General features: G+C 61.4%; 15 protein-coding genes. 13 read left to right on the top strand and 2 right to left on the bottom strand.

Annotated features, from left to right (window positions below):
* The 13 genes from uxuA (at window position 1) to P3R82_RS04730 (ending at window position 13,769) form a co-directional block, all read left to right on the top strand.
* A complete protein-coding gene (uxuA, locus tag P3R82_RS04790; protein ID WP_283193209.1) occupies window positions 1-1,182 on the top strand; it encodes a mannonate dehydratase in 1,182 nt (393 codons plus the stop codon).
* Between the two features lie 19 nt (window positions 1,183-1,201).
* Complete coding sequence (locus tag P3R82_RS04785; protein WP_283193208.1) at window positions 1,202-2,206, top strand: Gfo/Idh/MocA family oxidoreductase; 1,005 nt, start codon at window positions 1,202-1,204, stop codon at window positions 2,204-2,206.
* Window positions 2,207-2,669: 463 nt separating this feature from the next.
* Window positions 2,670-3,386 carry a GntR family transcriptional regulator gene (locus P3R82_RS04780; protein ID WP_183898523.1) on the top strand — a complete coding sequence of 239 codons (717 nt, stop codon included), beginning with the start codon at window positions 2,670-2,672 and terminating at the stop codon, window positions 3,384-3,386.
* Window positions 3,383-4,297, top strand: a complete 915-nt coding sequence (locus P3R82_RS04775; protein ID WP_283193207.1) for a dihydrodipicolinate synthase family protein — start codon at window positions 3,383-3,385, stop codon at window positions 4,295-4,297. The genes P3R82_RS04780 and P3R82_RS04775 overlap by 4 nt, the downstream gene beginning before the upstream one ends.
* The gene (locus tag P3R82_RS04770; protein ID WP_283193206.1) at window positions 4,290-5,807 is read left to right on the top strand and encodes an aldehyde dehydrogenase; all 1,518 of its coding nucleotides are present in this window, start codon (window positions 4,290-4,292) and stop codon (window positions 5,805-5,807) included. The genes P3R82_RS04775 and P3R82_RS04770 overlap by 8 nt, the downstream gene beginning before the upstream one ends.
* Window positions 5,804-7,150: an FAD-binding oxidoreductase gene (locus tag P3R82_RS04765; RefSeq protein ID WP_283193205.1), complete on the top strand. Its 1,347-nt coding sequence runs from the start codon at window positions 5,804-5,806 to the stop codon at window positions 7,148-7,150. The genes P3R82_RS04770 and P3R82_RS04765 overlap by 4 nt, the downstream gene beginning before the upstream one ends.
* Window positions 7,151-7,228: 78 nt before the next feature.
* Entirely contained in the window at window positions 7,229-8,080 is an 852-nt protein-coding gene (locus P3R82_RS04760; protein WP_183898519.1) for a glycine betaine ABC transporter substrate-binding protein, read from the top strand.
* 85 nt (window positions 8,081-8,165) lie between these two features.
* A complete protein-coding gene (locus tag P3R82_RS04755; protein WP_283193204.1) occupies window positions 8,166-9,257 on the top strand; it encodes a glycine betaine/L-proline ABC transporter ATP-binding protein in 1,092 nt (363 codons plus the stop codon).
* Window positions 9,258-9,279: 22 nt separating this feature from the next.
* Complete coding sequence (locus tag P3R82_RS04750; RefSeq protein ID WP_283193203.1) at window positions 9,280-10,125, top strand: proline/glycine betaine ABC transporter permease; 846 nt, start codon at window positions 9,280-9,282, stop codon at window positions 10,123-10,125.
* The gene (locus P3R82_RS04745; protein ID WP_283193202.1) at window positions 10,125-10,982 is read left to right on the top strand and encodes an ABC transporter permease subunit; all 858 of its coding nucleotides are present in this window, start codon (window positions 10,125-10,127) and stop codon (window positions 10,980-10,982) included. The genes P3R82_RS04750 and P3R82_RS04745 overlap by 1 nt, the downstream gene beginning before the upstream one ends.
* An 8-nt stretch (window positions 10,983-10,990) precedes the next feature.
* On the top strand, window positions 10,991-11,989 hold the full coding sequence (locus P3R82_RS04740) for a 4-hydroxyproline epimerase (RefSeq protein WP_283193201.1): 999 nt from the start codon (window positions 10,991-10,993) through the stop codon (window positions 11,987-11,989).
* Window positions 11,990-12,018: 29 nt separating this feature from the next.
* Window positions 12,019-13,029, top strand: a complete 1,011-nt coding sequence (locus P3R82_RS04735) for a GlxA family transcriptional regulator (protein ID WP_283193512.1) — start codon at window positions 12,019-12,021, stop codon at window positions 13,027-13,029.
* The gene (locus tag P3R82_RS04730; protein WP_283193200.1) at window positions 13,029-13,769 is read left to right on the top strand and encodes an MOSC N-terminal beta barrel domain-containing protein; all 741 of its coding nucleotides are present in this window, start codon (window positions 13,029-13,031) and stop codon (window positions 13,767-13,769) included. The genes P3R82_RS04735 and P3R82_RS04730 overlap by 1 nt, the downstream gene beginning before the upstream one ends.
* Window positions 13,770-13,793: 24 nt before the next feature.
* On the opposite strand, the gene P3R82_RS04725 is transcribed toward P3R82_RS04730, so the two are convergent.
* Both P3R82_RS04725 and P3R82_RS04720 read right to left on the bottom strand, forming a co-directional pair.
* Complete coding sequence (locus tag P3R82_RS04725) at window positions 13,794-14,885, bottom strand: hybrid-cluster NAD(P)-dependent oxidoreductase (RefSeq protein WP_283193199.1); 1,092 nt, start codon at window positions 14,883-14,885, stop codon at window positions 13,794-13,796.
* Window positions 14,875-16,128 (bottom strand): aromatic ring-hydroxylating dioxygenase subunit alpha, encoded by a 1,254-nt coding sequence (locus P3R82_RS04720; RefSeq protein WP_283193198.1) that lies wholly within the window; start codon window positions 16,126-16,128, stop codon window positions 14,875-14,877. The genes P3R82_RS04725 and P3R82_RS04720 overlap by 11 nt, the downstream gene beginning before the upstream one ends.
* Window positions 16,129-16,184: the final 56 nt, after the last annotated feature.

The following is a 16,184-nucleotide window of genomic DNA, read 5'->3' as shown; positions in this document are numbered from 1 at the left end:
ATGAAGCAGACCTGGCGCTGGTTCGGACCCGACGACACCGTAGCCCTGGACCATGTGAAGCAGGCGGGCGCGACCGGTATCGTGACCGCTCTCCACCATCTGAACGATGGGCGGGCCTGGCCGGAAGACGAGGTCTTCAAGCGCAAGGCGATCATCGAGGACAAAGGCCTGACCTGGTCGGTGGTGGAAAGCATCATCGTGCACGAGGATATCAAGACGCGGACCGGGCGTTACAGGGAGTTGCTCGACAACTACAAACAGTCGATTCGCGCCGTTTCCAGAGCCGGTATCAAGACCGTCTGCTACAACTTCATGGCCATCACCGACTGGACCCGTACCGATCTCGACTACCCCATGCCGCATGGCGGCACGGCGCTCCGCTTCGATGTGGTGGAGTTTTGCGCTTATGACGTCTTCATGCTGAAGCGGCCGGGCGCGGAGGGGGATCACCCCGCCGATCGGGTCGAGCGAGCAGCCACCTGGTTGAGGGCCGCCAGCGAAACGGATCTTGCAAGACTGGAGCGCAACCTCATCGAATGGGTTCCGGCCCGCGAATTTGTCTATGACAGACAGAGCCTAAACCGCATGCTGGACGTTTATAACGAGCTTGCCGAAGACGGACTGCGCGCCAACCTCTCCGCTTTCCTGCAGGAGATCATCCCCGTTGCGGAGGAGGAAAATGTGAGGATGGCGATCCACCCGGACGATCCGCCATTCCCGCTGTTTGGCTTGCCGCGCGTGGTCTGCCAGGCATCCGACGCGCGCGCGCTCCTCGCGGCGGTGCCGTCTCCATCCAACGGTATCACGCTTTGCACCGGCTCCTATGGCGCCAATCCGGATAACGATCTGGTGGCGATGGCAAAGGAATTCGCGCCCGATATCCACTTCGCGCACTTGCGCAACGTCACCAAGGAGGGCGACGGTTCCTTCCATGAGGCTGAGCATCTGGAGGGCGACACGGATATGGTGCGGGTGACGATGGCGCTCATGGCCGAGGAAAAGCGCAGGCGGGCGAGCGGGCGGGCTGACTGGGAAATCCCGATGCGTCCCGACCACGGCCACGCCATCGTCGATGACATCGGCAAGCGGGTGAACCCAGGCTATTCATGCATCGGGCGATTGAAGGGGCTTGCCGAACTGCGAGGCATTATGAGAACGGTCGATACGCTGAACCTGGCCTGACCGACAGGAGTGCAATAAAGTGAGCAAGCTCCGGGTAGCAATTATTGGTCTTGGCATGGCGGCAGGCCACCACGCCCGCGCCGTGCTTGCGCTTGCGCACCGGGTCGAATGCGTAGCCGCCTATAGTCCGACGGCCGGTCGGCGGCAGGCTTTTTCGGCGGAATTCGGTATCCCCACTGTCGGCGGACCCGATGAGATATTCGAAGATCCCAGCATACGCGCGGTCCTTATCCTGACGCCGCCCAACACCCACCTGGAACTCGTTCGCCGCGCAACCGAGGCCCGCAAGCACATCTTGCTGGAAAAGCCGCTCGACGTATCGCTTGAGCGGGCCGAAGCGATCGTATCCTTGGCGCGAGACGCTAAGCTGCTGCTCGGCATGGTCCTTCAGAACCGTTTTCGTCCGGGTGCAATGAAACTCGACGAGATCGTCAAATCCGGCCGTCTCGGTGAACTGGTCGAGGCGTCGGCAGCGTTGCGCAACTGGCGACCGCAGAGCTATTACGATGAGGCGGGCCGAGGCACGTGGGCTCGAGACGGTGGCGGGGTGCTCTTGACCCAGGCGATACATGTGATCGACTTGCTGCTGAGCTACGCGGGAACCCCGGTCGACGTTGTGTCCTACGTTCGCACCACCCCTGTTCACAGAATGGAAACTGAAGATTTGGTCGCAGCCGTCTTTTCCTTCGAAAGCGGTGCGATAGGGTCGCTGAATGCGACAACGGCGGCATATCCCGGCTTTCCCGAGCGAATTGAACTGATCGGCACGAAAGGCACGGCAATCCTGTCTGGCGAGAGGCTGGACGTTTCCTTCGCAGATGGAACAAGTGAGAGAGTGATTGGTGGAAACACGAGTGGCGGCGCTGGTGCGAATCCGATGGCTTTTGGTCATGAGAGCCATCTCGCGCTGATCGAGAATTTCGTGGATGCGATCGAGACCGGTTCTCCGTTGCGGGTAACAGGCGAAGATGCCTTGAAAACTCACAGGTTTATCGATGCAATCCTGACCGCGGGTCGGACGTAGCAAAGGTGGCCTCCCGCCTCTCTGCCATTTGGCAGTCGAATGCAAGAACGCGGTCGTTGTTGCCCCCGCTGGCTTTCATAGACAATCCTATTGGGCGAGATAAAGCTCGTTTCGAGCATTCCGGCCTTTCGGCACCGTTTGGTGACGACCATGACGTCAGCGCGCGCAGTGGTAATGGTCAGCTTCAATTCGTTCGATAGAACGGTTGGGCGAACGGGCTGGGCTTTCGCCAGCCCTTGATAGCTTCGGCAGTCCGACTGCATCAACAAAGCTAGGTTATCGGCCAGAAATACGCACCTTAGCGTGTCGCGCAGGGTCTGCGACGGCGGCCATAACTCGCGTCTCGGAAGAATTGTGTTTTATGAATGCACTGAATGTGTACATGAAGTACACAATTACTTGACGGCCCTCGATCTCTATGAGATGCTCCTGTTCATAGCACCTGGAAGCTCGGAGTTATGCGATGGCAAAGACCGTTAAGAGCAGCCTCTACGAGGATCTGAAGCGTCAGATCCTGACGATGGAGCTTGATCCGGACACGGATCTCGACGAGATGTCGCTGAGCGAACGCTACGGCCTGTCTCGCACCCCGGTTCGCGATATCTTTCGGCGGCTGGCGGGCGAGGGTTATATCGATATCCGCGAGAACCGCGGCGCCCGCGTCATTCCGATGAACCATACGACGCTTCGCAACTTCTTTCAGGTGGCCCCGATGGTCTATGCCGCGATCGGCCGGCTGGCGGTGCAGAATTTCAAGCCGGCGCAACTTGTCGACCTGAGGGAAACGCAGGAGCGGTTCCGCAAGGCCAGTGGCGATCAGGACGCGCTCGGCATGGTTCTGCAGAACAACCGCTTCCACGAGATCTTCGGCGAAATGTCCGCCAATGCCTATTTGCAGCCGAGCCTCGGCCGCCTTCTCATCGATCACGCCCGCATCGGCCATACGTTCTTCCGGCCTCGCAGCGAGGACATGAAGCGCCGCCTGCAACTGGCGGTCGAGCATCACGACGGCTTCATCGAGGCGCTCGGCAGTCACGACGAAAACGCGGTCGTCGATCTTGTCTTCGAGCACTGGGAGCTCTCACGCGAGAACATGGAGATGTTCATTGCGCCACACGGCATCAAGTCGGATGCCATCCTTGGCGGTCCGACCACGCAATCACTGGAGAAGTCATCGTGAAGTTTGAGGGGATCTACACGCCGGCGATAACGCCGCTCGACGAGAGCGGGCAAATCGACCGGAAAGCATTCGCCGCGGTCCTGGAATCGCTGATCGAGGCCAAGGTGCACGGCATCATCGTCGGCGGCTCGACCGGTGAATATTACGCCCAGACCAACCAGGAACGGTTCGATCTCGCGGCCTACGCCAAGGAAGTCATCGGCAATCGCCTGCCGCTGATCGTCGGCACCGGCGCGACGCGCACGGAAGACTCCGTCGAATACGCCAAGGCCGCCAAGGAGATCGGCGCCGACGCGATCCTGGTCTCGACGCCGCCCTACGCGCTGCCGACCGAAAGGGAAAACGCGGTTCACGCGCTGACCGTCGATCGCGCCGCGAACATGCCGATCATGCTCTACAATTACCCTGCGCGCATGGGCGTGATGATGGGCGAGGAGTATTTCTCGCGCGTCGGCAAGTCCAAGAATGTCGTCGCGATCAAGGAAAGCTCCGGCGAGATGGCCAACCTCCATCTGCTGGCTCGCAAGTTTCCGCATATCGCGCTCTCCTGCGGTTGGGATGATCAGGCGCTGGAGTTCTTTGCCTGGGGCGCGCGCAGCTGGGTCTGCGCTGGTTCGAACTTCCTGCCGAAGGAGCACGTCGCGCTCTATGAGGCATGCGTCATCGAGAAGAATTTCGACAAGGGACGCGCGATCATGTCTGCGATGCTGCCGCTGATGGACTTTCTCGAATGCGGCAAGTTCGTGCAGTCGATCAAGCATGGCTGCGAGATCATCGGCCTCAAGGCCGGCTCGGTTCGCGCGCCGCTGCGTCCACTCAACTCCGACGAAAAAAGAACACTCGAGACCGTTGTCGCCACTCTGAAGCGCACGGTCGGAAAGATCACCTCGGGAGCCAATCGTCATGCATGAGCCATTGACCGCCGCCGAATACAAGGCGATCGCCGCCGATCTCCAGTTTCCGACGAACGCCTTCATCGATGGCACGTTCAAGCCGGCGAGTTCCGGAAAGACCTTCAAGACCAAGAACCCGGCAACCGGCGAGACACTTGCGAAGGTCGCGGCGTGCGACAGCACGGATGTCGATTTCGCTGTCCTGAAGGCGCGCGAAGCCTTCGATGACGGGCGCTGGCGCCTGCAGCATCCGGCCGAACGCAAGGCCGTCCTCCTCAAGCTCGCAAAGCTCATCGAACGGAACCGTCACGAACTGGCGGTCATGGAGAGCCTCGATAGCGGCAAGCCTGTACGCGAGTGCCAGACGGTTGACGTCCCCGATACCATTCATACGCTGCGCTGGCATGCCGAGCTGATCGACAAGCTCTACGACAACACCGCACCGGCCGGCTCCAACGCGCTGACGATGATCGTGCGTGAACCGATCGGCGTCGTCGGATGCGTCCTGCCCTGGAATTTCCCGCTGCTGATGCTCGCCTGGAAGATCGGCCCGGCATTGGCCGCCGGTTGCTCGGTGGTCGTCAAGCCGGCCGAGGACACGACGCTGACGACGCTTCGGGTCGCCGAACTCGCGCATGAAGCCGGCATTCCTGCCGGTGTCTTCAATGTCGTGACCGGTAGCGGCAAGGATGTGGGCGAGCCTCTCGGCCTTCATATGGATGTCGACATGGTCGCCTTCACGGGCTCCACGCCCACCGGCCGCCGCTTCCTGCGTTACGCCGCCGATTCCAACCTCAAGAAGGTCGTGCTCGAATGCGGCGGCAAGAACCCGGCCGTCGTGCTCGACGATGCCGAGGATCTCGACCTCGTCGCAGAACAGGTCGTCAACGGCGCCTTCTGGAACATGGGCGAGAATTGCTCGGCGACCTCGCGCCTGATCGTTCACTCGAAGGTGAAGGACGATCTCCTCAAGCGCATCGGCGCCTATCTCAGGGAATGGAAGACCGGCGACCCGCTCGATCCGGAGAACCGTATCGGTGCTCTCGTCAACAAGGCGCACTTCGACAAGGTGACGTCATTCCTCGACGACGCCAAGAAGGAAAAGCTCTCCGTCGCCCATGGCGGCGTAACGCAGAGCGGCGCCTTCGTGGAGCCGACCGTCGTTGACGGCGTCACGCCCAAGAGCCGGCTGTTCCAGGAGGAAATCTTCGGACCGATCCTGTCGGTAACGACGTTCAACACGCTTTCCGAGGCGATCGCGCTTGCCAACGATACCAATTACGGCCTGACGGCTTCGGTCTATACCGGGAGCCTGCGCAACGCCATCAAGCTCTCGCGCGAAATCCGTGCCGGTGTCGTTACCGTCAATTGCTTCGGGGAAGGCGACGCGAGCACGCCGTTCGGCGGCTACAAGGAATCTGGCTTCGGCGGTCGCGACAAGTCGGTCTTCGCTCACGACAATTACTGCGAACTCAAGACGATCTGGATCGACGTCTCCGAGCGCTCCGTGGACGAGACGATCAGATGACAACAGGATCCGTGAGGCGTCTGCCGGTCGAGAATGGCGTCTCCGGTTGGGAGGCGATCAGCGAGCGCCGGTTCCCGCTTAGAAAGCTCGAGGGTGCCGCATCCGCCGACTGGCTGGTTGTCGGCGCGGGCTTCGCCGGTCTGTCGGCGGCGCGGCGCCTGCAGGCGCTTCGCCCCGGCGAAAAGATCGTGCTCCTGGATGCGGGTGAAATCGGGAAGGGAACCTCGGGTCGCAACTCGGGCTTCATGATCGACGTCCCGCATAATCTTTCGGCAGGCGAGTATTCCAGCGGCGGAGCCGAGGCGACGCAGGTCGAGATGGCCCAGAACCGCTTCGCCATCGGCTTCGCGCGGGATGCGGCGCAGGAATACGGCATGTCGCGGGAGACGTTCGATCCGGCCGGCAAGATCAATGCCGCGGCGACGGCGCGCGGAATGAAGCTGAACCAGAGCTTCGGGCAGTCGCTGAAGGCGGCCGGCGAGAAGCACCTGTTTCTGGATGCCAACGAGATGCGGGAGCTTACCGGTTCCGACTATTATCTCGGGGGCCTCTACACACCCGGCACCGTGCTGCTCCAACCGGCGGACTATGTCCGCCAGTTCGCCGCCGGTCTCTCGGGCAAGATCGATATCTTTGAACGCTCGCCGGTTACCTCGCTGACGCGTCGCGATGGACGGTGGACCGCCGTCAGCCCATCCGGATCGGTGACCGCCGCGAAGGTGATCCTGGGCGTGAATGGCCATATCGACGATTTCGGCCACTTCGGCGGCCGGCTCATGCATATCTTCGCCTACGCTTCGATGACCTCGGGCTTTCCGGCGGACGAATTCGGCGCTTCGGTCTCGGGCAAGGATCGCTGGGCGCTGCTGCCCGCCGATGCCATGGGCGCGACGATCCGAAAGATCACGACCAACGGTGTCTCCCGCATCGTCATCCGCACGAAGTACACCTACGAGACGAAGGTCGCTGTTGGCGAACGCCGCATGGCGAAAATGAAAGAGGAGCATCGCCGCTCGTTCGAGGCGCGTTTTCCGCAACTGGCGCGGGCGGGTTTCGAACACAGCTGGGCCGGCCGTCTCTGCCTCAGCCGCAACCATGCGCCGGCCTTCGGCGAGGTGGAGGAAGGGCTCTTCTCCGCTTGCTGCGAGAATGGGCTGGGCACGGTGAAAAGCACGCTGGCGGGCGTCATGGCCGCGGACCTCGCGACCGGGACGACGTCGCCCGAACTCGACCGATACATGGATCACCCGGAGCCGTCACGGATACCGCCGGAGCCGCTTGCCTGGCTTGGTATCAATGGCGTGATCCGATTGCAGGAATTGCGTGCAGGCCGCGAGGGATAACCCCTCGCCGCGCAATATGAGGCCCGCGCCTGGCGCGACTTCAAGGAAAGTGGGAACAAAAAACTAGGAGTAAGAGCGATGAAGACGATGTGGAAGGCGCTGTGCGCCGCCGCCATGATTGGAATGAGCATGCTTCCGGCTCGTGCGGAAGAGAAGACCATCAATATGGGAACGTTGTCCTGGGAGGACCTGACCCCTATCACCGGCATCACCAAGAAGGTGCTTGAAGATGCCGGATATACCGTCAAGGTTACCGAATTCTCCGAATGGGGCATCGCTTACGCCGCTCTCGCGAAGGGCGACATCCAGGTTCTCGCGTCGCAGACCGATTACGTCGCGCAGGATTACTGGAACAAGAACAAGAACCGCCTTGAAAAGATATCGCCTGTTTCGCACGGCCTTTACCAGGGCATCGCGGTGCCCAAGTACGTGCCGATCGACAGCCTCGAGCAGCTCAACGAAAACAGCGACAAGTTCAGCGGCAAGATCATCGGCATCGAGCCGGGATCGGGCCTGATGAAGGATGCGTCCAACGCCGTAAAGGACTATGGTATCAAGCTGCAACTGGTCGAGGGCAGCACGGCTGCCATGACCGCGGCGCTGAAGTCGGCCTACGACCGCAAGGAATGGATCGCGGTCACGATCTGGGAGCCGTCGTGGATGGTCCAGAAGTACGAAGTGAAATACCTCAAGGACCCGAAGGGCGTCTTCCCGCCGCCTCAGAGCTATTACTGGATCGGCCAGAAGGGCTTCTCCGCTGATAATCCTCGTGCTCGCGAAGCCATGGCCAGCGTCTACGTACCGATCGCCGACATCACCGCGATCAACGGCGCGGTCAAGGACGGCAAGACGATGGACCAGGCCGTGCAGGATTGGATCGGCGCCAATGCCGACCTGATCAAGCGTTGGGAAAACATCAAGAAGAACTGATCACGTGTGGGTCGCCCGATGGGAGTCGGGCGACCTCTACCAAAGCAACCAGAGAAGCCAGCGCAAGTGGCTCAAGGGGATCGCCATGAAAATTGAAGCTGCTCAATCGAGCGAAATCCTGATCGACTGCCAGTCTCTCTGGAAGGTCTTCGGCGACAAGACGGGCGCCGCGATGCGATCGATTGCCGAACGTGGCATCGGCAAGAAGGAAGTGCTGCAGGAGTTCAACTGCGTTGTCGGCGTGAACAATGCGAGCCTGCAGGTTCGGCGCGGCGAGATCTTCTGTATCATGGGGCTTTCCGGCAGCGGAAAGTCGACGCTGATCCGCCTCTTGAACAAGCTCATCACGCCAAGCGCCGGCAAGGTGCTGGTCAAGGGACGCGACGTCGCGGCTCTATCTCCTCCCGATCTGCGCGAGATGCGCGCGAAGAACATCGGCATGGTGTTTCAGAACGTGGCGCTCCTGCCGCACCGGACGGTGCTTGAAAACGCAGCCTTCGGTCTCGAGGTTCAGGGTATCTCGAAGATCGAACGCAACAATACGGCCAAGCAGGCTCTCGAAAAGGTCGGGCTGGCCGACTGGCTGGAGCGTTATCCGAGGGAATTGTCCGGCGGCATGCAGCAGCGCGTAGGACTAGCGCGCGCACTGGCGTCCGACCCGGAAATCATTCTCATGGACGAGCCGTTCAGCGCGCTCGACCCGCTGATCAGAAGACAGCTGCAGGACGAGTTCCGTCAGCTGACGAAGCAGCTCGGCAAGTCCGCGGTATTCATCACGCATGATCTTGACGAAGCGATCCGCATCGGAGACCGCATCGCGATCATGAAGGACGGCGCGATCATCCAGACGGGCACGGCCGAGGACATCATTCTCAATCCAGCCGACGATTATGTGGCCGAGTTCGTGGCGGGCATTTCCCGCCTGCATCTGATCAAGGCGCATTCGGTGATGCACAGTGTCAGCGAATTCCAGAAGGTTCAGCCGAACTCGGATCTGTCGACGCTGGCCCGCACCACGCCGGACGCCGACATCGATGAGCTGATCTCGCTGACGATGCAATCGGATCGCGACGCGATCGCGGTGGTCGACAACGAACAGGTCGTCGGCATCGTCACCCCTCGCAGCCTGCTGATGGGCGTCAAGGGTTCTTCCAACAACGACCGCGCGGCGGCCTGACCTCTAGCTGGAGCTTCGTCAAATGGACACTTCAAGCTTTACGGATGCCTTCGACGAGTGGACGGATGCGAGCCTTGAATGGGTGAGCGAAAACGGTGAATCGCTTTTCGACTATGTTCGGCTGGTTCTCGAAGGCCTCTACAACGGCATCCTCTGGCTGCTGGAATCTCCACCCTTCTACGTGGTCGCGGCAATCGTGGCGCTGGTCGGCTGGCGGCTCGTCAATCGCTGGTTCGCGGTTCTGAGCGGCGTGGCCCTCGTCCTCTGCTACGCGATGGGGCTATGGTCGGAGACCATGAGCACGCTCGCGCTGGTGTTGACCGCGACCGTGCTGGCGCTGGCGATCGGCATTCCGATCGGCATCGCGGCCGGTTTCTTCACCGCGCTCGACCGTTTCATGGAGCCGGGTCTGGATCTCATCCAGACACTTCCGCCATATATCTACCTGCTGCCGGCGATCGCCCTTCTCGGATACGGTCCGGCCACGGCCTTGATCGCCACGGTTGTCGTCGCCATCCCTCCCGCGATCCGCTTGACCTCGCTTGGTATCCGGATGACGCCGAAGGAATTCATTGAGTTGGGCGAGGCGATCGGCATGACGCCGGCCAAGATGTTCTTCAAGATCCGCCTGCCCTTCGCCCTGCCGAGCATCATGGCCGGGGTGAACCAGAGCCTGATGATGGCCTTCGGCATGGTCGTCATCGCCGGCATCGTCGGATCCGGTGGGCTTGGCGAGACGATTTACGGCTCGATCCGCACGCTCGACATCGCCACGTCGATCAACGGCGCGATTGCCATCGTCGTGCTGACCATGGTGCTCGACCGGATCACCCAGAGCGCGGCTCGTATCGGAGCGGGGAGGAAGTGATGCCTGAGTTGAACCTGCAGTTTTCCCCAGGCGCCTTCCTGGCTCCTGCCGTCGATTGGCTGAACACCAACCTGCATCCACTCTTCGCGGCCATCGGCTACGTGGTGGAAGCCGTCCTCTCGGCGATCGAGGCCGCGCTGTTGTCGGTGCCGCCCTATGCGTTGATCGCGATCGTCGTCATCGCGGCGTTTGTCTTCGTCGGCCTCAGGGCGGCGATCCTCTCCGGGCTCTGCCTCGGCTTCTGCTTCCTCGTCGGACTTTGGACCGCATCGATGCAGACCATCGCGCTCGTGACCGTCGCGGTGATGATTTCCGTCATCATCGCGTTCCCGATCGGTGTCATGTGCTCGCGGCACAAGACGCTCGAGGCGGTCGTCCGGCCGGTTCTCGACGTCATGCAGACCGTGCCGCCATGGGTCTATCTGATCCCTGCGGTCATGATCTTCAGTCTTGGCCGCGTGCCGGCGATCATCGCGACGATCGTCTACGGTATCCCGCCGATGCTGCGTTTGACGACGCTGGCGTTCAACCAGGTGCCGCGGGAATTCATGGAACTCGGAAGTGCCATTGGCGCCCACCCGCGTTCGGTGCTCTGGAAGATCGAAATCCCCTTGGCCAAGCAGACGCTGCTCGTAGGCCTTAACCAGTGCATCCTGCTGTCGCTGGCCATGGTGGTGCTAGCCGGCCTCGTCGGAGCGGGCGGGCTTGGCGCGGAGGTGACGCGTGGCCTGACGCGAATGGAAATGGGGCTGGGCCTGCGTGCCGGCCTCGCGATCGTGGCCGTCGCTCTTCTTCTCGACCGGCTGAGCCGAGGTCTGCTCGACCGACGCACGGTCGCTCGACCGATCATGGAGTGAGGCAGCCTATGAGACATTCGTTCTTTTGCATCGATGCGCATACGTGCGGAAATCCGGTGCGTCTCGTTGCCGGAGGCGGGCCAATGCTTCCGCATCGTCCCATGAGCGAACGGCGGGAAATCTTCGTTCGAGATCACGACTGGGTACGGCGAGCATTGATGTTCGAGCCCCGGGGACACGACGTCATGTCGGGCGCCATCATCTACCCTGCCTATCGCGACGACTGCGATTTCGCTGTGCTGTTCATCGAGGTGAGTGGCTGTCTGCCGATGTGCGGGGCCGGGACGGTCGGAGTCGTAACGGCTGCAATTGAAGAAGGTCTGATAACGCCTCGCACAGCCGGGACCGTGGCGATCGAAACGCCGGCAGGCAGAGTGGACGTCAGCTACACGATCAAGGATGGCTTCGTCGACGCAGTCAGATTGCACAATGTTCCAAGCTACCTTCACCAAAGCGACGTCGAGGTGGAGGTCCCGGATCTCGGCCTGCTCACCGTGGATATTGCCTATGGCGGCAATTTTTACGCCGTGATCGAGCCGCAGCGGAACTGGAAAGGCTTCGAGGGCATGACGGCTTCGCAGATCGTGGAGCATAGTCAAAGGCTTCGCGAGGCATTGGCCGGCATTTGTGATCCGGTCCACCCCGAAAATTCCCGGATCAGAGGAGTGCACCATGCCATCTGGTGTGACGTACCGCTCAGCAACGGTGCCGATGGCCGCTCGGCCGTGTTTTATGGGGACAAGGCAATCGACAGATCTCCGGGAGGAACGGGCACATCCGCGCGCATGGCCCAGCTCCACGCAAAGGGGCGCCTGTCCGTCGGTGAGCACTTCCGAAACGAGAGCCTGATCGGCACGATCTTTGACGGTCGCGTCGAGGGCACGGTCGAAATCGGCCCCTTTCAAGGTATGCTGCCCAGCATCGGCGCCTGGGCGCGCGTCATCGGCCACAACACGATTTATGTTGATGATCGCGATCCGCTCGCGCATGGTTTCCAGATCCGATGAGCGACAAAAGCACGCGTGAGATCGATGCGATGAAATCATGCCACCGCGAAGAGAAAAACGGTCAAGACCAGAGCAGCCGGCTCAAGGTCGGCTTCGTCCTCGCGCGGTCGTTCACGCTGTCGGCCTTCGCGATGTTCGTCGATACGCTGCGTCTGGCGAGCGACGAGCAGGATCGGTCCGGACGGGTGAGGGCGGACTGGCAGGTGCTTGGCAGCACCCGTCATCTCATTGCATCGAGCTGCGGCGTGCAGGTCGCGCCGACGTCGGATTTCGTCGATCCCAGCCGGTTCGACTACATCGTTGTCGTCGGCGGACTGCTCAACAGGGAAGAGCCTGTCGACCGCGAGACGGTGGCATTTCTGAAGCTCGCCGATGCCAAGAAGATCCCGTTGCTGGGTGTCTGCACCGGCACGTTCATTCTCGCCGAGGCGGGGATGATGGCGAACCACGACGTCTGCGTCAGCTGGCTGCACGCAAAGGCCTTCAGGGATCGGTTCCCCGACCTGTCGGTCCGGTCGGACAGGATTTTCAATCTCGACAGACGTCGGGGCTCCTGCGCCGGAGGAAGCAGCGCCGCCGACATGGCAGCGGCGCTCGTTCGCCGTCATATCAGCCCCGAAGCGGAGCGAAACGCGCTCGAGGTGCTGCAGATCGAGAAGGCGCGCTCGCACCTGGAGGTCCAGCCACGGCGGCCGCTCTACGAGGAATACAAGGATTCGCGGTTAAGAGCGGTGATGATCATGATGGAGCAGCATCTCGACGGCGATATGCCGATAGCGCAGCTCGCGGCATCCGTGGGGGTCACGCGGCGGCAGCTCGAGCGAATTTTCGAGAAGGAGGCGGGGATGTCGCCGGCGCGAGCCTATGCCAAGGTCCGCCTCGAGCGCGCCAAGGTGCTTCTCGCGCAGACGAAGTTGCCGATGATCGACATCGCGATGGACGTCGGCTTTCATACGGCCTCGCAGTTTACCCGCTCGTTCAAGCGCGAATTCGGGCAGACGCCATCGCGCGTGCGCTCAACCCTGATGGGCGTCGGCTGATGCGTCGTGTCGGAACCATCAGCGAGCTCTGGCGCTATCCGGTCAGCTCCGTCACCGGCGAGCAGGTCGAAGAGGTGGAAGTCTCGCAGATCGGCATGATCGGGGACCGGCGATATGCCCTGGTCGATAGCTTGACCGGTATCGTCGCGCATCCGGAGCGAGACCAGCGTTGGCAAAAGGCGATCTTCATAAGGTCGAGAACCACGGCCACCGGCATCGAGATCCTGGTGCCGGAGCACGATTGGCAATCCGTCGATGATCCCGACCTTGCCAAAAGCATCAGCCAGTTCCTCGACTTCGAGGCCGACGTGCGGCCCTACGAGCGTACGCGCGAGGCCAGCCGGCGCGATGCATTCGCGCTCGATCGGTATGACGTGTCGCCGCTGCATCTCCTGACAAGCGCTTCGGTGGATCATCTGAAGACGCTGCACCCTGGCGGCAACCCCGACCGCCGCCGCTTCCGGCCCAACATCCTCATGCAGTCGGAGCCGGATATTTCGGGGTTCGCGGAGCTAGGCTGGATCGATGCCGGAATACGGCTGGGCGAGGTTGGCGGCAAGGTGATCGCTCCGACGAAGCGATGCGGCTTCACCATCATCGAACAGGAGGGGATTGCCAACGATCCCGAAATCTTGAGAAACGTCATGCGTTTCGGCAATCGAAACATGGGCGTCTATTGCGCTCCCGATGCTTCGGGAACCTTGCGAGTTGGAGACGGCGTCTTCCTGTCTGAGCAGTGACGCCGTTCATTCCATCATCGCTTCCTATCTGTCGACGACCAGATCGCTGAGCGGTTTCGAGCAGCACGGCAGGAACATGCCGGCATCGATCTCGCGCTGCCTGATGCCGCCATTGTGGTTCATCTCGACGGAACCGGAGACCAGCTTCGACTTGCATGTGCCGCAGACGCCGTTCGAGCAGGAGGATGGCAGGCGAACGCCCGCCTTCTTCGCCGACGACAGCACCGTTTGCTCGCCTTTGACTTCGATCTTGCGGTTCTGCTTCTGGAACTCGACCTGCCACACCCTGGCCGCCGCGGCCTCCTCGATTGGGAGCCCCGGCTCATCGATCACCGCCGCATCGAAGCTTTCCTCGATGTAGCTTCCGGCCTGAACGCCAAGCTGCGAGGAGATCGAGCGGGCCGCCGCCATGAACGGCGCCGGGCCGCAGCACATGACGGTTCGATCCGCGATGTCGGGTACCGCCAGTTTCATGAATTCAGGGGTGATCCGTCCGGTAAGGCCGGGCCATGAAGGCTCGCCGATGACCGTCTCGGGAAGGAAATGCAGACGCAGTCCCTTCATGCGCGAGGCCAGACAGTTCAGCTCGTCGCGGAAGATCAGGTCGAGTGGTGTACGCGCCGCGTGCATGAAGACGATGTCGGCCGGTTCGTAGCGGTCGGCGAGGTCACGCAGGATCGACATCACAGGCGTGATCCCCGAGCCGCCGGACAGAAGCAGCAGCTTGACAGGACCGCCGCGCGGACGAACGAAGTGCCCCAGGGGACCTTGGGCCTTTACGGTCGCGCCCTTGGCGAGGTTGTCGTGCAGCCAGTTCGAGACCCGGCCGTTCACCACACGCTTGACCGTGACCGTGAAGGTCGTCGATCGATGCGGCGACGAGGAGATGCTGTAGCACCGCGCTTCGGCGTCGTCGCCCACCGGAAAGTCGAAGAGGAAATACTGGCCGCTTTCGAAATCAAACCGCTTGCCATCGGGTGATGCGAAGGTGAAGCTCTTCACATCGGCGGTTTCCTGATGGATGTCGATGCAGACGAGCGTGTCGTCATGCTCCGGATCCCACACATTGCTGCCAGCGGCTGCGCCGCTCGGCCTGGTCACCAGCTCAATATCCATTTGCGCGCATCCGATCGATGTACCAAGTCGCGAACTTGTCGAGATTGGTTTCAGAGAAGCGGGAATAGGGGCCCGGGCGATAGGCGGGATCGAGCGCGCCGGCGTGAGAGCGCGCCACCAGATCGGCGTCCTGATCGGTGGTCGCGATCCAAACGTCGGTCAGCTTGTCGAAGTCGTAGTCGACACCTTCGACCGCATCCTTGTGAACAAGCCATTTGGTTCTAACGAGAGTCCGTCCAGCCGAGAGCGGGATGACGATCGCGATCACCGCATGGTCGCCCATGAAGTGGTTCCAGGAATTGTGCCCCCACAGATGCGTGTCGCCGAGATCCTTCCTGGTCATATGGCCGAGAAGTTTCGACGAGGCGGCCGTGGCGTCATGGGTCTGGGATTCGCCGGCGCCCGAGATGATCAGGCGCTGTGTCCTGAAATTGGTCGCGCAGTCGGTCAGTTGCTCGACCGCTGCGGAAGGGAAGCCGTCGGCCTCCCATGCCTTCGTCCGCTCGTCGTACAGCCGGAAGTGTTCCTCGGCCTGCTGGCGATCGTCGGGGCTCAGCGTTTCCGGATCGAAGCCGAAGTCGAGGTCGACGAAGGAAACGCAAAGCTCCGGATGGTTCGCCGAGCAATGATAGCACTCGCGATTGTTTTCCATCGTCAGCTTCCAGTTGCCGTCTTCGATAACGTCGGTCTGGTGCGCGATCCTTGCATTGCGGATATCGTAGGGCGCCAGACGTTCGATCATCGTCCGTTCGAGAACGTCGATATCCTCGGGCGGGGTGTCGGAAAGGCAGACATAGATCAGTCCGCAGATCGACCTGAAATTGACCCGCTTCAAGCCATGACAGTCCTTGTCGAAGTCCTTGCCCATGTGCGGCGCATAGCTGAGCTCGCCCGTCAGCTCATAGGTCCAGGTGTGATAGGGACAGACGAGTTTCGAGATGATCGTGCTGCCGGCGTCAAGCAGACGGGAACCACGATGGCGGCAGACATTGTGCAGCACGCGGATCTCACCCTCGTCGTCGCGCAGCAGAATGAGGCTGGTCTTGCCGATATCGACCACCGTCGCATCGCCGGGTTCCGGAACGTCGCAGTCGAGGCCGACGCAGATCCAGTGCTTGTGAAAGAAGACGTCGATATCCGCCTCGAAGACATCGTCGCGCGTATAAAGCCCGGCAGGCAGCGAGTGGCCGTTGGTGCGCGCGTCAAGCAATGACGAGATGGACGATGCAAGCTTGTTTAGCATGAGATCCCCTGATGTTTGTTTGAGTGGAGATTGCGCTTGCATGCCTTGGTTCTCAA

The sequence above is a fragment of the Rhizobium sp. AN80A genome, from assembly GCF_030053015.1.
Taxonomy (GTDB): domain Bacteria; phylum Pseudomonadota; class Alphaproteobacteria; order Rhizobiales; family Rhizobiaceae; genus Rhizobium; species Rhizobium metallidurans.
This window is presented reverse-complemented; position numbering and strand designations above follow the sequence as displayed.